General features: G+C 71.5%; 22 protein-coding genes. 9 read left to right on the top strand and 13 right to left on the bottom strand.

The window, feature by feature from the left end; all coding sequences use genetic code 11:
• Window positions 1-26: 26 nt before the first annotated feature.
• Complete coding sequence (gene glpX, locus ACFP2E_RS06275; protein WP_378522527.1) at window positions 27-1,079, top strand: class II fructose-bisphosphatase; 1,053 nt, start codon at window positions 27-29, stop codon at window positions 1,077-1,079.
• On the opposite strand, the gene ACFP2E_RS06270 is transcribed toward glpX, so the two are convergent.
• Entirely contained in the window at window positions 1,044-1,874 is an 831-nt protein-coding gene (locus ACFP2E_RS06270) for an esterase/lipase family protein (RefSeq protein ID WP_378522529.1), read from the bottom strand. The two genes, glpX and ACFP2E_RS06270, sit on opposite strands and share 36 nt — an antisense overlap.
• 180 nt (window positions 1,875-2,054) lie before the next feature.
• Between ACFP2E_RS06270 and ACFP2E_RS06265 the strand changes: the two genes are divergently transcribed.
• Window positions 2,055-3,026: an alpha/beta fold hydrolase gene (locus ACFP2E_RS06265; RefSeq protein WP_378522530.1), complete on the top strand. Its 972-nt coding sequence runs from the start codon at window positions 2,055-2,057 to the stop codon at window positions 3,024-3,026.
• Between the two features lie 92 nt (window positions 3,027-3,118).
• Here the strand turns inward: ACFP2E_RS06265 and ACFP2E_RS06260 are convergent, their stop codons facing one another.
• The 5 genes from ACFP2E_RS06260 to ACFP2E_RS06240 all read right to left on the bottom strand — a co-directional run bounded on the left by ACFP2E_RS06260 (window position 3,119) and on the right by ACFP2E_RS06240 (window position 9,831).
• On the bottom strand, window positions 3,119-4,210 hold the full coding sequence (locus ACFP2E_RS06260) for an ABC transporter ATP-binding protein (protein WP_378522531.1): 1,092 nt from the start codon (window positions 4,208-4,210) through the stop codon (window positions 3,119-3,121).
• Between the two features lie 61 nt (window positions 4,211-4,271).
• Window positions 4,272-6,356: an alpha-galactosidase gene (locus ACFP2E_RS06255; protein ID WP_378522532.1), complete on the bottom strand. Its 2,085-nt coding sequence runs from the start codon at window positions 6,354-6,356 to the stop codon at window positions 4,272-4,274.
• Between the two features lie 105 nt (window positions 6,357-6,461).
• The gene (locus ACFP2E_RS06250; RefSeq protein ID WP_378522533.1) at window positions 6,462-7,394 is read right to left on the bottom strand and encodes a carbohydrate ABC transporter permease; all 933 of its coding nucleotides are present in this window, start codon (window positions 7,392-7,394) and stop codon (window positions 6,462-6,464) included.
• On the bottom strand, window positions 7,391-8,563 hold the full coding sequence (locus ACFP2E_RS06245; protein ID WP_378522534.1) for a carbohydrate ABC transporter permease: 1,173 nt from the start codon (window positions 8,561-8,563) through the stop codon (window positions 7,391-7,393). The genes ACFP2E_RS06250 and ACFP2E_RS06245 overlap by 4 nt, the downstream gene beginning before the upstream one ends.
• Entirely contained in the window at window positions 8,560-9,831 is a 1,272-nt protein-coding gene (locus tag ACFP2E_RS06240) for an ABC transporter substrate-binding protein (protein WP_378522535.1), read from the bottom strand. Before ACFP2E_RS06240 ends, ACFP2E_RS06245 begins: the two co-directional genes overlap by 4 nt.
• 364 nt (window positions 9,832-10,195) lie before the next feature.
• Between ACFP2E_RS06240 and ACFP2E_RS06235 the strand changes: the two genes are divergently transcribed.
• Window positions 10,196-11,332 carry a LacI family DNA-binding transcriptional regulator gene (locus ACFP2E_RS06235; RefSeq protein WP_378522536.1) on the top strand — a complete coding sequence of 379 codons (1,137 nt, stop codon included), beginning with the start codon at window positions 10,196-10,198 and terminating at the stop codon, window positions 11,330-11,332.
• A 12-nt stretch (window positions 11,333-11,344) separates the two neighbouring features.
• Here the strand turns inward: ACFP2E_RS06235 and ACFP2E_RS06230 are convergent, their stop codons facing one another.
• Window positions 11,345-12,004 (bottom strand): DUF1707 domain-containing protein, encoded by a 660-nt coding sequence (locus ACFP2E_RS06230; RefSeq protein ID WP_378522537.1) that lies wholly within the window; start codon window positions 12,002-12,004, stop codon window positions 11,345-11,347.
• Window positions 12,005-12,040: 36 nt separating this feature from the next.
• Between ACFP2E_RS06230 and ACFP2E_RS06225 the strand changes: the two genes are divergently transcribed.
• Together ACFP2E_RS06225 and ACFP2E_RS06220 are read left to right on the top strand one after the other, a co-directional pair.
• Entirely contained in the window at window positions 12,041-13,726 is a 1,686-nt protein-coding gene (locus ACFP2E_RS06225; protein WP_378522538.1) for a fumarate hydratase, read from the top strand.
• 114 nt (window positions 13,727-13,840) lie between these two features.
• Window positions 13,841-14,140: a hypothetical protein gene (locus tag ACFP2E_RS06220; RefSeq protein WP_378522539.1), complete on the top strand. Its 300-nt coding sequence runs from the start codon at window positions 13,841-13,843 to the stop codon at window positions 14,138-14,140.
• Between the two features lie 29 nt (window positions 14,141-14,169).
• Here ACFP2E_RS06220 and ACFP2E_RS06215 read toward each other — a convergent pair whose 3' ends face one another.
• From ACFP2E_RS06215 to ACFP2E_RS06195, 5 genes are all read right to left on the bottom strand, one after another.
• Window positions 14,170-15,240 (bottom strand): ABC transporter ATP-binding protein, encoded by a 1,071-nt coding sequence (locus ACFP2E_RS06215; protein ID WP_378522540.1) that lies wholly within the window; start codon window positions 15,238-15,240, stop codon window positions 14,170-14,172.
• Entirely contained in the window at window positions 15,237-16,031 is a 795-nt protein-coding gene (locus tag ACFP2E_RS06210) for an ABC transporter permease (RefSeq protein WP_378522541.1), read from the bottom strand. The genes ACFP2E_RS06215 and ACFP2E_RS06210 overlap by 4 nt, the downstream gene beginning before the upstream one ends.
• Window positions 16,028-16,924 carry an ABC transporter permease gene (locus ACFP2E_RS06205; protein WP_378522542.1) on the bottom strand — a complete coding sequence of 299 codons (897 nt, stop codon included), beginning with the start codon at window positions 16,922-16,924 and terminating at the stop codon, window positions 16,028-16,030. The genes ACFP2E_RS06210 and ACFP2E_RS06205 overlap by 4 nt, the downstream gene beginning before the upstream one ends.
• 14 nt (window positions 16,925-16,938) lie before the next feature.
• On the bottom strand, window positions 16,939-18,057 hold the full coding sequence (locus ACFP2E_RS06200; RefSeq protein ID WP_378522543.1) for an ABC transporter substrate-binding protein: 1,119 nt from the start codon (window positions 18,055-18,057) through the stop codon (window positions 16,939-16,941).
• Between the two features lie 125 nt (window positions 18,058-18,182).
• Window positions 18,183-18,416, bottom strand: a complete 234-nt coding sequence (locus ACFP2E_RS06195) for a hypothetical protein (protein ID WP_378522544.1) — start codon at window positions 18,414-18,416, stop codon at window positions 18,183-18,185.
• A 103-nt stretch (window positions 18,417-18,519) separates the two neighbouring features.
• Here ACFP2E_RS06195 and ACFP2E_RS06190 point away from each other — a divergent pair, with 103 nt between their 5' ends.
• From ACFP2E_RS06190 to ACFP2E_RS06175, 4 genes are all read left to right on the top strand, one after another.
• On the top strand, window positions 18,520-19,191 hold the full coding sequence (locus tag ACFP2E_RS06190) for a spermidine synthase (protein ID WP_378522545.1): 672 nt from the start codon (window positions 18,520-18,522) through the stop codon (window positions 19,189-19,191).
• A gap of 46 nt (window positions 19,192-19,237) precedes the next feature.
• Window positions 19,238-20,626: a class II fumarate hydratase gene (locus ACFP2E_RS06185; protein ID WP_378522546.1), complete on the top strand. Its 1,389-nt coding sequence runs from the start codon at window positions 19,238-19,240 to the stop codon at window positions 20,624-20,626.
• Between the two features lie 348 nt (window positions 20,627-20,974).
• A complete protein-coding gene (locus ACFP2E_RS06180) occupies window positions 20,975-21,655 on the top strand; it encodes a hypothetical protein (protein ID WP_378522547.1) in 681 nt (226 codons plus the stop codon).
• Window positions 21,656-21,751: 96 nt separating this feature from the next.
• Window positions 21,752-22,153 carry a four-helix bundle copper-binding protein gene (locus ACFP2E_RS06175; protein WP_378522548.1) on the top strand — a complete coding sequence of 134 codons (402 nt, stop codon included), beginning with the start codon at window positions 21,752-21,754 and terminating at the stop codon, window positions 22,151-22,153.
• A 22-nt stretch (window positions 22,154-22,175) separates the two neighbouring features.
• Here ACFP2E_RS06175 and ACFP2E_RS06170 read toward each other — a convergent pair whose 3' ends face one another.
• Window positions 22,176-22,880, bottom strand: a complete 705-nt coding sequence (locus tag ACFP2E_RS06170) for a lytic transglycosylase domain-containing protein (protein ID WP_378522549.1) — start codon at window positions 22,878-22,880, stop codon at window positions 22,176-22,178.
• Window positions 22,881-23,106: the final 226 nt, after the last annotated feature.

The following is a 23,106-nucleotide window of genomic DNA, read 5'->3' as shown; positions in this document are numbered from 1 at the left end:
GGCGTCACTGGCGCTACGATCCCGGCATGAGCGATGCGCCGACGACCGCCGCCGATCCCACCACCGAGACCCGGACGCCGACCCGCCCGGACCGCCCGGACCGCAACCTCGCACTGGAGCTGGTCCGTGTCACCGAGGCCGCGGCCATGGCGGCCGGCCGCTGGGTCGGCCGCGGCGACAAGAACGGCGCCGACGACGTCGCGGTGAACGCGATGCGCGTGATGATCTCCAGCATCGGCATGAACGGCACCGTGGTGATCGGCGAGGGCGAGAAGGACAACGCGCCCATGCTCTACAACGGCGAGCGCGTGGGCGACGGGACCGGCGCCGAGTGCGACGTCGCCGTCGACCCGATCGACGGCACCACCCTGACCGCCAAGGGCATGAGCAACGCCATCTCGGTGCTCGCGGTCGCCCCGCGCGGCTCGATGTACGACCCGTCCGCCGTCTTCTACATGCGCAAGCTGGCCGCCGGCCCCGAGGCAGCCGACGTCGTCGACATCCGCCTCCCGGTCACGGAGAACATCCACCGGGTCGCCAAGGCCAAGGGCTCCAAGCCGGCCGACGTCACGGTCGTGCTCCTCGACCGCCCGCGCCACCGCGAGCTGGTGGACGAGATCCGCTCGACCGGCGCGCGCATCAAGTTCATCACCGACGGCGACGTGGCCGGCGCGATCATGGCGGCCCGCCCCGAGACCGGCATCGACCTGCTCCTCGGCATCGGCGGCACCCCCGAGGGCATCATCGCCGCCTGCGCGATGAAGGCCACCGGCGGCGTGATCCAGGGCCAGCTGTGGCCGCGCGACGACGACGAGCGGCAGAAGGCCCTCGACGCCGGGCACAACCTCGACGACGACTTCGTGCTGTCGACCGACGACCTGGTCACCGGCGACGACTGCTTCTTCGTCGCCACCGGCATCACCGACGGCGAGCTGATGCAGGGCGTGCGCTACCGCGCCGGCGGCTGCACCACGCACTCGCTGGTCATGCGCTCGCGCAGCGGCACGATCCGCTCGATCCGGTCCGAGCACCAGCTCCAGAAGCTACGCGATTTCGCCGCGATCGACTTCGAGAGCTGACCGGCCGGCGGTCAGCGCCGCCACCACCCGGTCGATCACGTCGGGGTCGACCGCCATCCCGACGTGGGAGGTGGTCACCTCGACGGCCCGCGCCTGCGGGTCGATGCAGGCCCGCCAGTCGACGATGCCGTCGCGCCGCGAGTAGATCGCGGTGAACGCCACGTCGGCCGGGATCGGCAGCCGGCTGTCGTCGAAGCTGCGCCGGGCGCAGTCGCCGCCGACGCAGTCGTCCGACATCAGGCCGGGCACACCGACCCGGGACAGCCGAACGAGCATCTCGACGCTGGCCGCGAGCGAGATGTGGTGGGCGGCGGGGGCCAGCATCGGGCTGCCCAGCGTGACGATCCCGGAGACCAGGTCGGGACGGCGCGCCGCCACCCCGCGGGCGAGCATGCCGCCGAGGCTGTGGCCGACGACCTGCACCCGCGACCCGCGCCGCGAGGCGATCGACTCCAGCCGGGCCTCGAGCAGCGCCGCCGCGTCGACGGTGCAGCCGATGTTGGCGTGGATGTTGGAGCGGTAGGTGCGCAGTCCCTGCCGGCGCAGCGACGCCGACATCCACCGCAGCGATCCGTCACCGGCGAGGAAGCCGGGCACGAGAACCACCGGGTCGCCGGAACGCGGCGCCGTGCGGGCGGCGTACGGCGTGTCCCGGCGGCTGCGCCGCTCGCCCACCGACCGCAGGGCGTAGCGGCCCACCTCGCGGACCACGCTCGCCTCGCGCACCACGGCCGAGACCAGCGGCGGCTCGAAGCCGTCGGGCCTGAGGAAGGCGGCGAGTGTGGTTGACCTCACAAGTACCGACGGTACGCCTCATACCCGCCGGATCCGAGGAGAAGTGGCCCGTGTCACGCAGTTCCCCCACTATTGGGCATCTTCGGCCACGGAATCCGCCGGCCGCCCCGGGTGGCCCCGAGCGGTGCCGGGACCGGCCCCGGGGTGAACGGATCGGCCTGTTGCGATTGACTGGCCGGCATGGTTCCCTCCCCCCGGCCGGCCGACCGCACCCCCCGACCCGCAGCGATGCCCAGGTCACGCGTGCGCGACGCGGCCGGTGTGCCGGTCTCGGAGGAGCTCTTCGCCCCCGTCAGCCGGGACGTCGAGCTGTGCTACCAGACCTTCGGCGACCCCGACGGCGACCCGCTGCTCCTCGTCATGGGGCTCGGCGGCCCGATGACCTGGTGGGACCCCGAGCTGTGCCGGCTCCTCGCGGCGGCCGGGTTCTTCGTCATCCGCTACGACAACCGGGACGTCGGGCGGTCCTCGCGGCTCCCCGGGCGCGTCACCCGGAGCATGGTGCTGCGGGCGTTCGCCGGGAGGCCCGTGCGGGCGCCGTACACGATGGACGACCTCGCCGAGGACGGCTTCGCGCTGCTCGACCACCTCGGCATCGATGCCGCCCACGTGGTGGGCGTCTCCATGGGCGGGATGGTCGCGCAGACCATGGCCATCGACGCGCCGCACCGGGTCCTGTCCCTGACCAGCGTCATGTCGACCACCGGCAAGCGCTCGGTCGGCTGGCAGCACCCGTCGCTGCTGCCCTCCCTCGTCATGGGTCGCAAGCCCGGGGTCGAGGAGTACGTCCGCACGAGCAGCGCGTTCTGGCGGCTGATCGGCTCGCCGAGCTACCCGCAGCCCCACGAGAAGGTGGAGGCCCGGGCCCGCGAGACCTTCGAGCGCGGCGTCAGCCGCATGGGCGTGATGCGGCAGATGCTGGCGGTGCTGACCCAGCCCAACCGCGGCCCGCGGCTGCGCGGGCTGCGGGTGCCGACCCTGGTCGTGCACGGCGTCGACGACAAGATGGTCCACGCCTCGGGCGGCCGGGCGACCGCCGCCGCCATCCCCGACGCCGAGCTGCTCCTCGTCGACGGCATGGGCCACGACATGCCGGCCGCGCTGTTCCCGACGTTCGTCGACGCGATCCGTCGCACCGCCGACCGCGCCTGACGCCGCCCACCCCGCGAGCTGCCAGCAGTTCCCCCCGAAATGGGGCCGAGCTGCCACCAGTTGCGGAAACTGGTGGCAGCTCGGCGGAGGGGTCAGTCGCTGAGGCGCTCACCCGTGTCGGTGTCGAACACGTGCACGTGGTGGGGGTCGGTGGTCACGTGGATCACGTCGCCCTTGCGGACCGCGTTGCGGTCGCTGACGCGCACGATGATGTTGCTCGGCGTGCCCTCGATGCCGCTGGTGCCGTAGACGAACGCGTCGGCGCCGAGCTCCTCGACCACGGTCACCTTGACCGGAAGGCCGCCCTCGCTCTCGCCGACCATGCGCCAGGCCTCGGGCCGGACGCCGACGGTGATGTTGTTGTGCTGCGGACCCAGCTTCTTCGAGGAGGTCTCGTCGACGGGCACGAGGTACTCGCCGATCTGGGCCTTGCCGTCCTTGGCGTGCGCGTCGATGAGGTTCATCTGCGGGGAGCCGATGAAGCCGGCGACGAACAGGTTCTGCGGCTTGTCGTAGAGGCGCAGCGGGCTGTCGACCTGCTGGAGGTAGCCGTCCTTCATCACGGCGACCCGGTCGCCCATCGTCATGGCCTCGACCTGGTCGTGGGTGACGTAGACGGTGGTGACGCCGAGGTCGGCCTGGAGCTTGGCGATGTCGGTGCGGGTCTGCACGCGCATCTTCGCGTCGAGGTTCGACAGCGGCTCGTCCATGCAGAACACCTGCGGCGAGCGCACGATCGCGCGGCCCATGGCGACGCGCTGGCGCTGACCACCGGAGAGGGCCTTCGGCTTGCGGTCGAGGTACTCCTCGAGGCCGAGGATCCGGGCGGCCTCGGCGACGCGCTTCTTGCGCTCCTCGTCGGGGACCTTGGCCATCTTGAGCGCGAAGGCCATGTTGTCGGCCACCGACATGTGCGGGTAGAGCGCGTAGTTCTGGAACACCATCGCGATGTCCCGGTCCTTCGGCGGCATGTGCGTGATGTCGCGGTCGCCGATGAAGATCTTGCCGGAGTTGACCTCCTCCAGCCCGGCGAGCATGCGGAGGGTGGTCGACTTGCCGCACCCGGAGGGTCCGACGAGCACCATGAACTCGCCGTCCTTGATCTCGAGGTCGATGCCGGGAACCGCGGGCTTGTCCGCTCCGGGGTACCAGCGCTGGGCCTTCTCGAAGGTCACCGTTGCCATGTTCTGTTCTCTCCTTCACCGGCAGGTACGTGCCGGACGATCCGTAGTGAAGTGACGCCCATCACTCTACTTGCCGCGTCGCTCGCAGCACACGGGCGGTCTCAGGGGCGAGGACGCCGAGACGTACGCCGACCTCGGCCAGCGCGCGCCCCGTCAGCACGACGTCGACCCGCCGCGGGGCGAGGTCGGCCAGGTGCTGCGGGGCGTCCGGGGTCTCCTCGGTGACCCTGTAGCGGGCGTCGGGGTCCAGGCCCTCGAGGAGCACCGGGGCCTGGTGCTGGGCGACCGTCCGCTCGGTCTGCGCGACGACCCACCAGCCCTCCGCCCCGTCGGCGGCCACGACGCCGGTGACGAAGCAGCCGGGGTCGGGGTGGTCGCTGCGCACCAACCGGCCGTCGGCCACGAGCGGCCGCATCCGCTTGTGCAGCGCCACCCACTCCGCGACCTGGTCGCGGTCGGTCTGCCCGACCGCCCGCAGGTCCCACTCGATGCCGTAGTGGCCGATCAGCGCCGTGGCCGCCCGGAACGGCAGCGCGTGGCTGCGGCCGGTGGTGTGGGCGACGGGGCCGCCGAGGTGGGCGCCGGTCATCTCCGGCGGCACCAGCAGCGTGGTCCAGCGTTGGATCCGCTGCCGCTCGACGGCGTCGATGGTGTCGCTGGCCCACACCCGGTCGGTGCGGGCGAGCACGCCGAGGTCGATCCGGCCGCCGCCCGAGGCGCACGACTCGATCTCGAGCCCCGGGTGGGCGGCGCGGAGCTCGTCGAGGAGCCGGTAGAACGCGAGCGTCTGCGCCCGGGCCCCGGGCACGTCGATGAGGTCGCGGTTGTGGTCCCACTTGAGGTAGGCGATGTCGAGCTCGTCGAGGAGCGCCATCAGCTGCCCCCGCACGTGGTCGTACGCCGCGGGGTTGGCGAGGTCGAGCACCTGCTGGTGCCGCCACTCGGGCGGGTGGTCGCGGTGGGCGCCGAGCACCCAGTCGGGGTGCTCGCGGGCCACGTCGGAGTCGAGGTTGACCATCTCCGGCTCCACCCACAGCCCGAAGTCGAGCCCCAGCGCCGTGACCCGCTCGATGAGCGGCTGCAGTCCCTCCGGCCAGACGTCGGGGTCGACGGTCCAGTCGCCGAGCCCGGCGCGGTCGTCGCGCCGGCCGCGGAACCAGCCGTCGTCGAGCACGAACCGCTCGACGCCCGCCGCGGCCGCCACCTCCGCCAGCTCGGTGAGGCGGTCGAGGTCGTGGTCGAAGTAGACCGCCTCCCAGGTGTTGACGAGCACCTTGCGGACCGGCCGCGGCGTCGTGCGGCGGAGCAGGTCGTGGAAGCGGGCGGACACGCCGTCGAGACCCTCGCCGGACCACCCCCCGACGAGCCAGGGCGAGGAGTAGGACTCCCCCGCGCCGAGCACGACCTCGCCCGGCGCGAGCAGCTCGCCGCCGCCGAGCAACACGTCGCCCTCGGGCGTGCGGTCGGCGTAGCTCTCGTGGTCGCCGCTCCAGGCGACGTGGATCGACCAGACCTCGCCTCGCCGGAACGCGAAGCCGGGGGTCCCGGCCGAGAGCAGCAGCGTGGCGTCGTGGCCGGTCCGGCCGTGGCGTCCGGCGCGCTGCCAGGTGCCGACGGGCCACGAGTGACGCTGCGGGACGCGCTCCCCGACCCATCGGCCACTGAGGTCGAGCAGCTCCGCGGCGCGCGCGGGCACGGGAAGGGTGGAACGCACCGCCGCGACGTGCAGGCCGTCGTCGCCGGTGTTGACCACGGTGGTCCGCGCGCGGAGCAGCCCCTCGGGGGTGAGGTCGAGCTCGAGGCGGACCTCGCAGCCGAGGTCGGCGTCCGCGGCGGCCGCGACGACGCCCTGGCCGTCCTGGGTCCACGACCACCCGTCGAGGCGGACCGGCACCGCGCCCGAGCGGAACAGCTCGACGGCCGGCGTGCCGGTGTAGCCGTGCGCCGTGAGCGGCACCAGGCCCGTGGCGCGAGGCTCGTCGAGGGCGCTGTGGGACACCCCGGTCGGGTGAGCGTCCGCCAGCCCGTCGAGGTCGCTGTCACGCAGCGCCGTGCCCCAGTGGAGCATCGTCGGGACACCCGACGCCGCGGGCGCGAGCACCACGCTCACGCCCGCCGCCGTCAGGTGGACGACCGGCCCGCTCACCTCGCGACCACGCAGGCGGCGAGGCGACGGACCGGACAGTGGGACATGACCAGCAAGACCATGCGGACAACGGTAGTGACGGCCGCGCCTGCAGCTACCGGGCGCTCACCCCTTGACCGCGCCCGCGGTGAGGCCGCGGACGAAGTAGCGCTGCATGACGAAGAAGACGGTCATGGGGATCACGATCGTGATGAACGCGCCGGCCGTGAGCAACTCCGCGCCCTGCCCCTGCGTGCCCAGGATTCCCTGCAGCTCGACGATCACGGTCTCGTTGGTGCCGCCGCCGAGGAACAGCTTCGCGATCAGCAGGTCGTTCCAGACCCACAGGAACTGCAGGATCGCGAACCCGGCCAGCGCCGGCACGGACATGGGCACGATCAGCCTCCAGAAGGTCTGGAAGTGCGTCGCGCCGTCGATCTTCGCCGACTCGATGACCGTCGTCGGCAGCGTCGTCATGTAGTTGCGCAGGATGTAGATCGCCAGCGGCATGCCGAACCCCGTGTGCAGGATCCACACGGACAGGTAGTCGCCGACGATGCCGAGCCCGCGCGGCCCCATCAGGTCGAGCATCGGGGCCAGCGCCACCTGGAGCGGCACCACCATGACGGCCACGATCGACACGAACAGGAAGTCCTTGCCGCGGAAGCTCATGAAGGTGAACGCGTAGGCGGCGAAGGCCGCGAACATGATCGGGATGATCGTGGCGGGGACCGCGACGACGACGCTGTTGACCAGCGCCGACGCCATGTCGGTCCGCTCGAACATCCGGTCGTAGTTGTCGATCGTCCAGGTGGTGTCGAACGGGTTGAAGATCGCCGTCCACCAGCCCGAGGTGATCGAGTCGGTCCGGGACCGGAACGAGGTGACCAGCAGGCCCAGTGTCGGAACGGTCCACAGGATCACCAGGACGGTCACGGTCACGATGGAGAACCAGCTGCGCTTCTCCCCGTGGCCCTTGGGCGGTGGCCCGTAGTCCTGCATCGGGTCCGGCATCTTCTCGGTGCCCCGAGGGGCGTGGGCAGCGGCCTGGGAGGTCATCGGGCCAGCTCCTCTCGACGGAAGTGCCGCACCTGGTAGACGAGGATCGGCAGCACGGAGATGAGCAGCACCACGACGATCGCCGAGGCAGTGCCTGCCTCCCGCCTCGCGAAGAGCTCGTTGAAGAACAGGTTCGCGATGACGTTGCTCTCGAAACGTCCGTTGGTCGTGACGAAGATGATGTCGAAGATCTTGAGCACGAGGATGGTCACCGTGATGTAGACGGTGATCATCGTGCCCTTGATCTGCGGCACGACCACCCGCCAGAAGATCTGCCACTCCGTCGCGCCGTCGATCCGGGCCGCCTCGATGGTCTCGTCGGGAACGCCCTTGATGGCGGAGGACAGCAGGATCATCGCGAACCCCACCTGCAGCCAGATCAGGATGACCATGAGCAGGAAGGAGTTCAGCCGGAACTCCGAGATCTGCAGCCACGTCTGTGGATCGCCGCCGATGCTGGTCCAGATCGCGTTCAGCAGGCCCGTCTGGTTCGCGCCGGCGTCGTCGAAGGCGTAGATCAGGCTCCAGATCGCCGAGGCGCCGACGAAGGAGATCGCCATCGGCAGGAAGATGAAGCTCTTCGCGACCTTCTCTGCCTGCGGGCCGAGTCGGTCGGCGAGCACCGCGATGATCACACCGAAGGCGACCACGAAGGCCGGCACGACCAGCAGCCACAGGAGGTTGTTGAACAGCGCGGACTGGAAGTCCCCGTCGGTGAAGATCTCGCGGTAGTTGGCCAGCCCGACGTAGGCGTCGCTGTCGGAGTTGGCGAACGAGTAGTTGATCGTCTGGAGCGTCGGGTAGATCAGCATCAGCCCGATGAAGAACAGGCCCGGCAGCACGTAGGCGTACGGCATCGCGGCCAGGGACGCCCGCTGGGGCAGGCCCTCCACGAACATGTTCAGGAACCAGAAGAACACGCCGGCGCCGCCGACCCCGGCCACCAGGGCAACGATCCCGATGATGATCTTGCTGTCCAGGAAGACCTCGGGGTAGAGCCCGAAAGCCAGGAACAGGTTGAACAGCGCCCAGATCACGGCCGCCATCCCGACGAGGCCGCCGACGATCTTGGCCGGTGACGTCTGGTGGGCCCGCGAGGTCGCGCTCCCGGCACCGGGCTCCAGCACCGACGTGTCGCCGGTGCTGGAGCCCTTCTGCTCAGTTGTCATTCGGGCCACTCCTCCTCGATGGCCGCGAGCGTCTCCTCCGTCGACTTCCCGTCGATCCACTCCACCATCTCGTCCCAGAAGACGTCGGAGCCGATCACCGGCGGCATCAGGTCGGAGGCGTCGAAGCGGAACACGTCGGCCTCGGAGGCGATGGCCGCGATCTCGCGGGTGGTCTCGTCGGAGTAGTTGGACGCGTCGAAGGTCGCGTGCGGCGACAGCCAGCCGCCCGCGGCAGCCCACTCCACGCCGAACTGGTCGGACGTGAGGAACTCCATGACCTCGATGGCCTCGTCATCGTCGCCGTTGAAGAGGGCCGCGAGGTCGCCGCCGCCGAGGATCGGCTGGCCGTCGAACCCGCCCTCGACGGGCGGGAGCACGAAGACGCCGACCTCGTCGTCGAGGTTCTTCTGCACGTCCTCCGGGTAGAACCCGGTGGCGAAGTTGCCCTGCCGGTGCAGGTAGCACCGCGGGGGCTGGGCGAAGGCCGGCTGCATCGCGTCCGCGAACCCCGTGTTCAGGATCGCCCGCTCGTCGCCGAGCACCATGCCGTCGGTCTTCATGACCTCACCGGCGGCGTCGAGGGCCTCGACGATCGCTGGGTCGTCGAAGGGGATCTCGTGATTGACCCACTGGTCGTAGACGTCCGGCCCGGCGGTGCGCAGCACCATCTCCTCCAGCCAGTCGGTGCCGACCCAGCCGGTGTCCTGGTCCGACTCCCAGCCGATGCACCACGGAGCCGTGCCGTCCTTCATGATCTGCTCGGCGGTCTCCTGGAGCTCCTGGAAGCTCTGGGGGTCGGTGTTGTAGCCCTTGTCGGCGTACTCCGGCTTCGGGTACCACACCAGGCTCTTGACGGCCATGCGCATCGGGGCGCCGTACACCTCGCCGTCGAGCTCGGTCGCGTCGAGGAAGCCCGGGATCAGCGTCGACTCGATGGCCCCGAGGTCGATGGCGTCGCCCAGCGGGGTCAGGAACCCGTCCTCGGCGAGCTCCACGAGGCCGCCCGGCTGGGGGAAAAGGGCGATGTCCGGGGCGTCACCTGCGTTGACCCGGGTCGGGATCGTGGTGCTGAAGTCCGAGTCAGCGGTGTACTTGACGTCGATGCCGCTCTCCTCCTCGAAGGCGGCCAGCGACTCGAGGAACGCCTCCTCCTCCTGGCCGCCGAAGGCGCCGAGGATCTCGACCACCCCGTCGCCGTCCGAGCTGCCGAGGCCGCTTCCCCCGCCTCCGCCCCCGTTGTCGTCACCCTGGAGACATCCCGAGGTCACGAGGGCGAGAGAGAGACCTACCCCCAGGGCCGACCACTGCCGGCGTCGCTTGCCTGTTGCCATCTGCCACTCCTCTGTCCGGTTCCAGGGACCCAACCTGTGCGGTGATGCACCTCACATCACTGCCTGTCTACTCGACCGCGTCATCGGGTGTCCACGACGCCCGAGGTCACGATTCCGCAGCCATTTCCGGCCTTTCGGGGGCGACCGGCATGCTCCGGCCCGCGCCACAGTTTCGTGGCACAGGTCACGCAAACGCTTGCTCTCACCCTCCCCTGCCGATCGCGGGAAGTCAACGAACGTCCAGTCATTGAGCCCGTGCGAGGTATGGAAACGCTTGCGGACTCATGGCAGAGTGCGCAGGGTGCGGCCCGGAGCGCAGGTCAACATGGCCGATGTCGCCCGGCACGCGGGCGTGTCCACGGCCACCGTCTCGCGCGCCCTGCGGGACCTGCCCGGGGTCAGCGAGGAGACGCGGGTGCGCGTCAAGGCGATCGCCACCAAGCTGTCGTACGTCGTCTCGCCCGAGGCCTCGCGGCTCTCCGGCGGAGCCACCGGACGGGTCGCGGTCGTGGTGCCGCGGGTCAACACCTGGTACTTCTCCACGATGCTCGCCGGCCTCGAGGCCGTCTTCCGCGAGGCGGAGCTGGACATGCTGCTCTACCACGTCGGCGGAGCCGCGGACCGCCAGCGGTTCTTCGAGCGGCTCCCCACGCGTCGCAAGGCGGACGCGGTCGTGATCGTGGCCCTGCCGGTACCCGAGGAGCAGATGGACCGGCTCGACCTCATGGGCGTCGAGGTCGTCGTCGCCGGCGGCCGCATCGCCGACTACGCCTGTGTGCGCGTGGACGACAGGGCAGCCGCGGAGCAGGCGGTGCACCACCTGCTGACCCTGGGCCACACCCGCGTCGCCATGATGCGCACCGAGGACCGGGAGGGCATCGTGTGGCCGATCGACCGGGCGCGGTGGCTCGGCTACCGGGACGCCCTCGAGGCCGGAGGCCTCGAGTACGACGAGCGCTACGTGGTGACCGTGCCCTTCACCAACGACGGCGGGGCCGAGGGCATGGCGCAGCTGCTGTCCATGCGGCAGCCGCCCACCGCGGTCTTCGCCCACTCCGACGAGATGGCCCTCGCTGCGATGCGCACCCTGCGACGCGCCCACGTCGCCGTCCCGGCGTCCATGTCGCTGGTCGGGGTGGACGACCACCCCATGGCGGAGCTGCTGGAGCTCACCACCGTCCGCCAGCCCGTCGAGGAGCAGGGTCGCCGCACCGCCATGATGGTGCTCGACCTGCTGGCCGGCCGGTCGGTCCAGGAGCGGGACGTCGTCCTGCCCACGTACCTCGTCGTGCGCGGCTCCACCGGTCCTTCAGCCGACGGGGCCCCCCGACGGCCCGCGGGCAGGCAGGCCGACAACCAGGCCGGCAAGCAAGCCGGGAAGCAGGCCGGGAAGCAGGTCCGCAGGGCGGGCAGCAGCAGCCCGGCCCGCGGCGCGTAGCGGTCCGGGCGCTCAGCGCCCGCCGAGCAACCTGCGTCGCGGGGTTCCTGGCATCGGGCGGCGGCTCACCGTCACGCCGGCCATGAGCGCGATGCCCTTGACCCGGATCGTCGGCGAGTCGGGACGCAGCTGAGGGGCCACCTTGTCGCGGCCCTGCTCGAACGCGCCCATGATCCCGACGCCCTCGACGACCACGTTCGTCCACTCGTTGACGTAGATGTCGACGCCGCCCCAGATCGCGTTGGCGTTGATGACCGTCTCGCGGCTGGTGAAGCGCGCCTCGCGCAGGTCGATGTCCACCCCGCCGCAGAAGGCGAACGCCGTGTGCGTCGGCCCGACCTCCCAGACCCCCTTGCGGCTGCATCCGCCCAGGATCGCCACCGAGGAGTCGTGGCGGGCGGCCGGCACCAGCGGCCCGGCCGGCTGCGGCCGCGGCACCGGCGGGTGGTCGTCGTGCCGCACGGGCAGGTCCGCCGTGATGGGCACGAGGTCGGCGTAGGTCTTGGCGGCGTACGTCGACTCGAGGCGCTCGTCGAGCTCCTCCAGGTCGAGCCGACCCTCCCCGGCGGCCTCTCTCAGGATGTCGGCCACGCGGTGGCGGTCGGCGTCCGAGACCCGCATCTGCGACGGGTCGCCCCCGAACGGTCCTGGGCGCTCCAGCGGTCCCTCCATGACGGCCAGCCTAGTCACCTCGACTAGCCTGCGGCCGTGAGCACCGAGCCCGAGTTCCGCTTCTCCGACCTCCTGCCGATCGGCGCCGACGACACGCCGTACCGGCTCCTCACGACCGAGGGCGTCTCGACCTTCGAGGTCGACGGCCGGACCTTCCTCGAGGTCGACCCCGAGGCGATCCGCCGGCTGACCGCGGAGGCGATGCACGACATCTCCCACTACCTGCGGCCCGCCCACCTCGCGCAGCTGCGCAAGATCATCGACGACCCCGAGGCGTCGGGGAACGACCGCTTCGTCGCTCTGGACCTGCTCAAGAACGTCAACATCTCCGCCGGCGGCGTGCTGCCGATGTGCCAGGACACCGGCACCGCGATCGTGATGGGCAAGAAGTCCGAGGGCGTGCTCACCGGCGCCGACGACGCCGAGGCCGTGAGCCGCGGCGTCTTCGACGCCTACACGAAGCTCAACCTGCGCTACTCCCAGCTCGCGCCGCTCACGACGTACGACGAGAAGAACACCGGGACCAACCTGCCGGCCCAGGTCGAGATCTACTCGACTCCGCAGACCTCGGGTAAGCCTGAGTACAAGTTCCTCTTCATGGCCAAGGGCGGCGGCTCGGCCAACAAGTCCTTCCTCTACCAGGAGACGAAGGCTGTCCTGAACCCCCAGCGGATGCTGAAGTTCCTGGACGAGAAGATCCGCTCGCTCGGCACCGCCGCCTGTCCGCCCTACCACCTCGCCGTGGTCATCGGCGGCACCTCCGCGGAGTACGCCCTCAAGACCGCGAAGCTCGCCTCCGCGCACTACCTCGACAACCTGCCGACCGAGGGCTCGATGAGCGCCCACGGTTTCAGGGACCTCGAGCTCGAGCAGCAGGTCTTCGAGCTGACGCAGTCTTTCGGCATCGGCGCCCAGTTCGGCGGCAAGTACTTCTGCCACGACGTGCGCGTCGTCCGGCTCCCGCGCCACGGCGCGTCCTGCCCGGTGGCTCTGGCCGTCTCCTGCTCCGCCGACCGGCAGGCGCTCGGCAAGATCACCCCGGAGGGCGTCTTCCTCGAGCAGCTCGAGACCGACCCGGCGAAGTACCTCCCGGACACCACCGACGAGCACCTCGACGACGAGGACGTCGTCCGCATCGACCTGAACCGGCCGATGCCGGAGATCCTCGCCGAGCTGACGCAGTACCCCGTCAAGACCCGGCTCTCGCTCACCGGCCCGCTGGTCGTGGCCCGCGACATCGCGCACGCCAAGATCAAGGAGCGGCTCGACGCCGGCGAGGAGATGCCGCAGTACCTCCGCGACCACCCCGTCTACTACGCCGGCCCGGCGAAGACCCCCGAGGGCTACGCCTCGGGATCGTTCGGACCGACCACGGCCGGCCGGATGGACTCGTACGTCGAGCAGTTTCAGGCCGCGGGCGGGTCCATGGTGATGCTGGCGAAGGGCAACCGGTCGAAGCAGGTGACCGAGGCGTGCGCCGCCCACGGCGGGTTCTACCTCGGCTCGATCGGCGGCCCCGCGGCCCGGCTCGCCCAGGACTGCATCAAGTCGGTGTCCGTCCTCGAGTACGAGGAGCTCGGCATGGAGGCGGTCTGGAGGATCGAGGTCGAGGACTTCCCCGCCTTCATCGTCGTCGACGACAAGGGCAACGACTTCTTCACCGACCCGTCCGGCGCGGTGACGGTGCCGATCTCCGGGATCCGGGTCCGCTCCGCCGAGTAGGGGTCAGCCGGGGACCGGGGTCTCCCCCATCTGCGGGAAACCCGGCCCACGGGTCTCGACCCGCGGTCCGGGCCCGTGGAAGAACGGGTGGTGTCCCCTCGAGAGGAGCACCCCATGAAGACCATCGCCCTGGCCGCCTGTGCCGCGCTGGCAGCGACCGTGCTGACCCCGACGGCCGCCGCCGCGAAGCCCGACACGGCCTGCATGAAGTCCGGCATCAAGACCCTGCAGGGCGCCGGCCTGCTCGACGACGTGGCCCGCGGCGGGCTGCCCATCGCCACGGCGGTCGGCCTCGGTGTCGTGCCGCGCGAGGGCACCGACGTCGGCGCGCTGCCCGACCCGCTCCCGCTGCGCGTCGTGCTCGCCGACCACCGCGCCGGCGACAGCAGCCTGTTCATCTACCCCTGGTGCTGACCCTCACCTGACGGCGTCGCGCCAGCGCCTCAGGCACCGACGACGAGGACCGGTCCCGACTCGATCCGGACGGAGACCCGGTCGCCGTGGCGGAGCCCCGCGGCGTCCCGGCTCGCCAGCTGGGACACCAGGGTGGTGCCGTCCGAGAGACGGGCCGTCACCCGGGAGACCGGGCCCAGGAAGGACACCGTGTCCACGGTGGCCTCGCCCGACGGGTCCGGCGCCAGGGTGACCGACTCGGGCCGGACCAGCGCCAGACCGCTGCCCTCCGCGGAGCCGGGAAGCAGCGGGAGCGTGGTGCCGAGCACCTGGGCCGAGCCGTCGGCCACCGTGGCGGGGAGCCGGTTGCTGAGGCCCACGAACTCGCCGACGAAAGGCGTGGCGGGCGAGGCGTAGAGCTCGGACGGCGGCGCGAGCTGCTCGAGCCGACCGGCGTTCATCACGCCGACCCGGTCGGCGACGGCGAGCGCCTCCTCCTGGTCGTGGGTGACGAACAGCGTGGTGGTGCCGACGTCGAGCTGCACCCGGCGGATCTCGTCGCGCAGCTGCACGCGGACCTTGGCGTCGAGCGCGGAGAGCGGCTCGTCGAGCAGCAGCACGGCCGGCTCGATGGCCAGCGCGCGGGCGAGCGCCACGCGCTGCTGCTGGCCGCCGGAGAGCTGGTGCGCGTAGCGCCCGCCGTGCTCCCCCAGCCCGACGAGGTCGAGCATGTCGCCCGCCCGCCGGCGACGGTCGCGACGGGAGGCGCCGCGCAGCTTGAGGCCGAACGCCACGTTGTCGAGCACCGTGAGGTGGGGGAACAGGCTGTAGGCCTGGAACACCATGCCCATGTCCCGCTTGTTCGCCGGCACCGCCGACAGGTCCCGACCGCCGACGACGATGGACCCCTCGTCCTGCCGCTCCAGCCCGGCCAGGATGCGCAGCGCGGTCGTCTTGCCGCAGCCCGACGGCCCCAGCAGCACGACGAGCTCGCCCGGCTCGAGGTGCAGGTCGAGCCCGTCCAGCGCGTGCACCGCGCCGTACGACCGGCGCAGTCCGGTCATCTCGACCGCCACGCCCTGGCGGGCGGCCGTCGAGGCGACGGAGGTGTCCGTGGTCATTCTCTGTCTCCGATCAGGCGGCGACGACGGTCGAGGAAGGACAGCATCACGAGCAGCGAGGAGGCGAACAGGATGGATGCCAGCGAGGCCGCCATCGACGTCGAGGCGTCGCTCTTGCCGAGCGCCACGATCGCGACCGGCAGGGTCTCGTAGTTGAGCAGCGAGGCGACGGTGTACTCGCCCAGCACGAGGGCGACCGAGATGAACGCCGCTCCCAGCACCCCGCCCCAGATGTTCGGAACGACCACCCGCACCACGACGGTCGCCCAGCCCGCGCCCAGTGAGCGCGCGGCCTCCGCCAGCGTGGCGGCGTCGATCGAGGCGAGGGCCGCGTCGATCGACCGGTAGGCGAAGGGCAGGACGAGCACGACGTACACGAAGGCGAGGTTCAGCGGGGAGTCGCCGAGCAGGTAGGTCACCCAGGCGAAGACGTTGTTGACCCCGACCACGAGGACCAGTGCGGGGATGGTCAGCGGGAGCAGGCACAGGAACTCCACGAGGCGGGTCGCACGCGGGACCCGGAGCCGCACCCAGACCATCGTGGGCACCAGCAGGAAGACCATCCCCACGACCGTCAGCACGGCGAGCAGGAGCGAGGTGGTGATCGCCTCGACCATGGTCCGGTCCTCGGCGAGGTTGCGCCAGGCGTCCCACGTCCGCTCGTCCGAGCCCGGGACGCTGGTGCTGAAGTCGAGCAGCGCGATCAGCGGGAGCAGGAAGAACGCTGCGAACAGCAGCAGCAGGAGCACCCGCGCCACCCGCCAGGCCACCGCTCCCGAGCCGCGCGTCATCCCAGCCACCTCGACGTACGCCGCAGCAGCAGCGCGTAGAGCACCATCACGACGGCCACGACCGCGACCATCTCCAGCGCCAGCGCGAACGCGAAGTTCGCCTGGCCGAGCACGATCTCGCTGGTGAGTGCCGCGCGGATCAGCAGCGGGGTGATGGGCGAGCCCTGGCTCACCAGCGCCGCGGCCGTGGCGTAGGCGGCGAAGGCGTTGGCGAAGAGCAGCAGCGCCGACCCCAGGAAGGCGGGTCGCAGCAGCGGGATCGCCACCCGGGTCCAGTACTGCCAGGTGCTGGCCCCGAGGTTGACCGCCGCCTCACGCCACTGCGGGCGCAGCCCCTCCAGGGCGGGGAGGAAGACGATCACCATGAGCGGGATCTGGAAGTAGGTGTAGACCAGGATCAGGCCGGGCAGCTCGTAGAGCCACGGCGACCCTGCGGCGTCGACGCCGAGGACGTCGGCCAGCAGGTCGGTGAGGAGACCCCCGAAGCCGAGCGTCGCGATCCACGCGAAGGCCAGCGTGACCCCGCCGAACTGCGCGAGGGCGCCCGCCACCGCCGTGACGACGCGGCGCAGCACGCTCGTCCTCGGGGCGGTCACGATGAGGTAGGCCAGCAGCGCACCGAGGACCGCGCCCACGGCCGCGGACGCGAGCGAGAGCACCACGCTCTCCCTCAGTGCCGCGAGCGCGGTCTCCCCGCCGAGCGCGCGGATCTTGTCGAGCGAGAAGCCGCCGTCGCTGTCCTGGAAGGCGCCGACCGCCACGGTGACGGTCGGCACCAGCAGGAAGATCGTGACGTAGACCAGGAACGGGAGCAGCCCGAGGGCCGGGCCGAATGCCGGTCGTCGGCCCGGGGACGGCGGTGTCGGCTCGACCTCCGGCTGCGACGCCGACACCGGGGCGACCGCGGTCAGCCGACCGCCTTCGCCCAGTTGTCGGCCAGGTAGGCCGCCATCTTCTCGGTCTGCTCGTTGGTCGGGATGATCGGGTCACCCTCGACCGGCGGCAACGCGTCGTACAGCTCCTGGTCGATCGTGCCGGCCTCGGCCATCGCGTCGGCCCGGACCGGTCGGGCGCCGCCCTCCAGCCAGAGGTTCTGCCCCTCGTCGCTGAAGAGGAACTCCTGCCACAGGCGGGCTGCCGCCGGGTGCGGAGCGTCGGCGTTGATCGCCTGGAAGTAGTAGCCGGCGATCGGCGCCTCGGGAGGCACGAAGGACTTCCAGGTCGGCACCTTGGCGGCCTCCGCGGCGTTCAGGTAGTCCCAGTCGATGACGACGGGGGTCTGGCCGGACTCGATGGTCGCCGCCGTGGGGTCCACGGGAAGGAAGTTGCCCGCCGCCTTGAGCTTCTCGAAGAACTCGACGCCGGGGGCGATGTCGTCGGTCGAGCCGCCGTTGGCCACCGAGGCCATGACCACGCCGCTGAACGCGGCGCCGGCCTGGGTCGGGTCGCCGTTCAGCGCGACCTTGCCCTTGAACTCGGGCCCCAGCAGGTCCTCGACCGAGGTGATGTCGGGGACCTTCGACGAGTCGTACCCGATCGACATGAACCCGCCGTAGTCGTTCACCCACGCCCCGTCGGGGTCCTTGAACTCGTCGGGGATCGTGTCCCAGGTCTCCACCCTGTAGGGCGCGTACATGTCGGTGTTGGCCAGGGCGACGGACTGGCCCAGGTCGAAGACGTCGGGGGCTCGGTCGGTGCCCTTGAGCTGGTTGGCGGCGTTGATCTCGTCCTGGCTGGCGGCGTCCGGCTGGGCCGAGTTGACCTGGATGTCGTACTTCTCCTCGAAGGTCTCGATGATCTCGCCGTAGTTGGCCCAGTCCGGGGGAAGGGCGATGACGTTCAGCTCACCCTCCTCCTGGGCGGCCTCGACCAGCGCGTCCATGCCGCCGAGGTCCTCGGCGCTCGTGGCGGTCGCCGCCTCCGAGGTTCCGGAGGCCGCGGAGTCGTCCTCGGGCGGGGCGCAGGCGGCCAGCGATGCGGCCACCGTGAGCGCGACGACGGCGGCGTACGACGTGCGGAGCTTCACGAGCGTCTCCCCTGTCCGGCGCCTCGGGGGCGGGCGCGGCTGAGCGGAGACTACTGCTGTGTCCGGGTGGGCAGTCCAGCATTTCGGACCGGGTGTGTCGAACTGCACCGGCTGGTCCGGTCCGGTCAGACCCCGGGCGCTCCGGCGTCCTCCGGACCGGCCTCGTCCTGCTCCCGCCCGGGTCGACCGCGGAGGGGCGAGGCGTTGGGGCCCGCGGTCCCCTCCTGGGGCCGCCCGCTCTCGCTGTCCGGATAGCCGGCGACGGCGTTGTCGCCGGCGATCGGCTCCGGCTCGCCAGCCATCCCGGAGACCTCCGAGACCTGGCCCTCCTGCCGATCGTGCTCGTGCTCCTGGCCCATGCCGCCTCCTCGGTGCGCCGGTCCGGTCCCCGCCAGCCTACGGACGGCCCCCACGGCGCGGAGCCGCGTGTGTCGCCGGGGGCCGCAGGGTAAGAAGGGCGTCGTGGAGTACGTCGAGGTCGCGAGTCACGAGTCCGAACGGGGCGAGCTGGTGCTGCGCGAGCGCCGGGAGGAGAACGGCGGCACGTCACTGGAGCTGCGTGCCAACGGCGTGTTCGTCATGGACACCCTGGAGACGAGCACCGAGCAGGCGCTCGCCGAGGCGGCGCTGGGACTGGTGGACGATCCCCGGGAGGTGCTCGTCGGCGGCCTCGGCCTCGGCTTCACGATGCACCAGGTGCTGGCCGACCGGCGGGTGGAGCGGTGCGTGGTCGTCGAGATCGAGCAGGCGCTCGTGGACTGGATGCGCGACGGAACGATCCCGCACGGTCCGACACTGCTGGCCGACGACCGCGCCAGCATCGTCGTCGCGGACGTCGCGATGGCGGTCGGCGAGGCCGCGGACACGTCGTACGACCTGGTGCTCCTCGACGTCGACAACGGCCCCGACTACCTCGTGCACGACACCAACGCCGCGATCTACGAGCCGGCCTTCCTCACCGAGGTGCACCGGCTCCTCCGGAAGGGTGGCGTCGTGGTCGTCTGGTCGGCCACCCGGTCGGCCGACCTCGAGCGTGCGCTCCGCGAAGCCTTCGGCGATGCCGAGGCGCGCGGGTACGACGTCAAGCTCCAGGAGCGCGACGAGCAGTACTGGCTGCACGTGGCCCGCGCCTGATCGAAGGCCCCTGACGACCGGTCTCCGCGCAGGTAACGTCCCCCGCATGAGCGAGCAGGAGTTCCGCACCGAGCACGACTCCATGGGGGAGGTGAAGGTGCCCGCGGCAGCGCTGTGGCGGGCGCAGACGCAGCGCGCCGTGGACAACTTCCCGATCAGCGGCACCACCATGGAGCCCGGCCTCGTGCACGCGCTGGCCCGGGTCAAGGCCGCCGCCGCCGAGGTCAACGCCGACCTCGACGTCCTCGACCGGGAGCGGGCCGACGCGATCGCGGCCGCAGCGGCCGAGGTCGCCTCGGGCGCCCACGACGACCACTTCCCGATCGACGTGTTCCAGACCGGGTCGGGCACCTCGACCAACATGAACACCAACGAGGTCATCGCCTCGCTCGCCGGACGTGCCGGCGTCGACGTCCACCCCAACGACCACGTCAACGCCAGCCAGTCCTCGAACGACACCTTCCCGACGGCCATCCACCTCGCTGCCGCGCTCGCCGTCACCGACGACCTGCTGCCGGCGCTCGCCACGCTCGAGCGGAGCCTCGCCGGCAAGGCCGAGGAGTTCGCCGGCCTGGTGAAGTCCGGCCGCACGCACCTCATGGACGCGACACCGGTGATGCTCGGCCAGGAGCTCGGCGGGTACGCCGCGACCGCGCGCTACGCCGCCGAGCGGCTGGAGGCGGTCCTCCCCCGGGTCCGCGAGCTGCCGCTGGGCGGCACCGCCGTCGGCACCGGCATCAACACCCCGCCGGGCTTCGCGGCCGCCGTGATCGACCGGCTGGCCGAGGACACCGGGCAGCCGTTCACCGAGGCCCGTGACCACTTCGAGGCGCAGGGCACCCGCGACTCGCTCGTCGAGCTGAGCGGGGTGCTGCGGACCATCGCCGTCGGGCTCACCAAGATCTGCAACGACCTGCGCTGGATGGCGAGCGGCCCGACCACCGGCCTCGCCGAGATCCACCTGCCCGACCTCCAGCCCGGCTCGAGCATCATGCCCGGCAAGGTCAACCCGGTGCTGCCGGAGGCGACGCTGATGGTGTGCGCACAGGTTGTCGGCAACGACGCCACCGTCGCCTGGGCGGGTGCGGCCGGAAACTTCGAGCTGAACGTCATGCTGCCGGTCATCGCGCGCAACCTGCTGGAGTCCGTCCGGCTGCTCGCGAACGCCTCCCGGGTGCTGGCCGAGCGCTGCGTCGACGGGATCACCGCAGACGCCGAGCGGATGCGCACGTACGCCGCCTCCTCGCCGTCCGTGGTCACGCCGCTCAACAAGTACCTCGGTTACGAGAACGCCGCGAGGATCGCCAAGCAGGCGCTCACCGACGGCGCCACCATCCGCGAGACGGTGCTGGCGATGGGCTTCGTCGAGCGCGGCGAGATCACCGAGGAGCAGCTCGACGCGGCGCTCGACCTGGAGGCCATGACCCACCCCTGACCGGGACTCCGGCCTCCCCCGGGCACACGGGTTCGACCGGGCCCGTGCGTCGTGCCTGAAAGTGGTGAAGTTCCCGCATCGACGACGGGGCCCGGCGCGGGGCGGCCTAGCGTCGGGCTTGCCCGTGGCCGGCTGCCCCGTCGGCCACACGACTGACCGGGGGGTCACATGAAAGGGCATGCACCGGGCGTGGTGCTCCTCGCCCTCGCACTCGCACTGTCGGGTGCTTCCGGCACGACAGCGGCTCCTGCCGCGACGAGCTCGTCGGGCTCGACGGGCTCGACGGGCTCGCCAGTCCGGGTCGCCGAACCCGCCCCCCGCAAGGCGGGCGTCGAGGTGCGACTCACGATGGAGTCCGGGTCCGCCGCGCTCCGCCAGACGGTCCGCCGGCTGCGCAGCACCGGGACCGCGGCGGTCCGCGCCGTCGTCGTCAAGGAGAACGACGGCCGGGCGAAGCTCGTCGAGGGCGCACGCCGAGGCTACGCGCTGCAGCTGCCGAAGTTCGTCGCCAGCCCGAAGCCGCCCCTCGCGATCGTCAGGGTGCGGAGCAAGAGCAGGAACCCTCTCAGCCCGCGCGCCCGCGACTTCTCCATCGGCGCCGACTTCCGGCTGGGCCGGGTGTCCAAGGGGACGCGGATGGACGACGGCGACAACCTCGTGCAGCGCAGCAGCTTCCACGCGCCCACCCAGTACAAGCTGCAGGTCGACGACGCCGTGCCGTCCTGCCGGCTGAAGGGGGACGCCGGGGAGGCGCTGGTGGAGGCGAACCCCATCCGTCGACTGCGCTGGTTCCGCGCACTCTGCACCCGGACCGGCGACACCGTGACGCTCAAGGTGTGGCGGATCAAGAAGGGCGGGCTGAAGCTCCGCTCGGCGGTGAGCAAGACCGAGACGATCGGCTCGATCCACCACCCGCGCACGGTCCCGCTCACCGTGGGCGGCCGGCTGCGCGACAACGGCACGATGCCGCTGCGCGACACCGACCAGTTCAACGGCCGGGTCGACCGGGTCATCTACGACCGGCGCTGACCCTCGCCACACGATCCAGCTGGCCACACGATCCAGCTGGCCACACGATCGAGGCCGGCGGGGTGTGCCCGCGCACGGACCGGGTACGCCGCCTCCATGACCATGGAGATGCTGCAGAGCCACCCCGCGGGGACCGGAGGCCTCGACGCGACGCTCCTGGACGCGTGCGTCAAGGCCTGCTACGAGTGCGCACAGGCGTGCACGGCGTGCGCCGACGCCTGCCTCGCCGAGGACCTCGTCGCCGACATGCGCCGCTGCATCCGCGGCGACCACGACTGCGCCGACCTGTGCGAGACGACCGGACGCGTGCTGAGCCGGCGCACGGCCGGCGACCCTGCCGTGCTGCGCGCCGTGCTGGAGGCGTGCCTGGCCGCCTGCCGGGCCTGCGCCGAGGAGTGCGAGAAGCACGCCGACATGCACGACCACTGCCGGCTGTGCGCCCAGGCGTGCCGTCGCTGCGAGCGCGCCTGCGCAGACCTGCTCGCCTCGCTCGGCTGAGCCGGGCCGCGGGCCCGCCTACTCAGTACCAGTTGTTGGCCTGCTTGAACGACCACGCGCTGCAGGGCGAGCCGTAGGCGTCGCGGATGTAGTCGAGGCCCCAGCGGATCTGGACCTCGGCCGACGTCATGTAGCCCGCCGGCAGGTCGTGCAGCTCGGTCAGGGCCTGCGGGATGCCGTAGGCACTGGAGGTCGGGTTGTCGGCGTCGACGCGCCAGTTCGACTCGCTGACGTAGAGCGCGTCGAGGCACTGGTACTGGTCCGACGAGAAGCCGTACTCCGGCAGCAGCGCGCGGGCGATGTCGCGCGGCGCCTCGTCGCTGAGGGACTCCTCGCGGGTCACCGCGGGTCCGTCCTCCTGCGACAGCGCAGCCTTCTTCGCCGGGTCCGCCGTACGCCGGTCGGAGCGGGTCACGGGCACCTCGCGCTCCTCGTCGGGGGAGGCGTCGCTCGAGGCGACGTTGGAGGCGAGGTCACTCGGGGTCGGCACGGTCTCGGCGAGGTCGCCGGCGGTGTTGGTGATCGCCGGGCCGCCGGCGACACCGGTCGCGACGACGCCGGCGGTGGCGACGACCGCCGTCGACAGCAGCACGCTCGAACGCACGGCCCGGCGGGACGCGTCGCCGAGGCTGGGCGCCACCTGGCGGTGCTTGGGGGCGTAGTGCTCGCGGTCGGGGCGCCGGGTGAGGCGCGAGGCGAGACGCGGGAGGGCAGGAAGCTGAGGCATGCGGGGGACGCTCACGAGGTAGACGGCACGGACGTCGTGACGGTGGGGTCGGGGGCCGACCGGAACGGCTGGCGCGACCGGCAAGCGCTCCCCCGGCGGCGGCTTGGTCACGAAAAGGTCACGAGCCACCGTGCAAGATCCCCCCGGGGCAGGCAAATCAAACCCCCCGGAACCGGGGCGAGTGTGACCCGATCTACGCCGGAGTCACCTCACACGCCACACGGAC

It is taken from the genome of Nocardioides sp. GCM10027114, assembly GCF_042659625.1.
Classification (GTDB): domain Bacteria; phylum Actinomycetota; class Actinomycetes; order Propionibacteriales; family Nocardioidaceae; genus Nocardioides.
The sequence above is the reverse complement of the archived record's forward strand: the minus strand, read 5'-3'. Positions and strand labels throughout refer to the sequence as shown.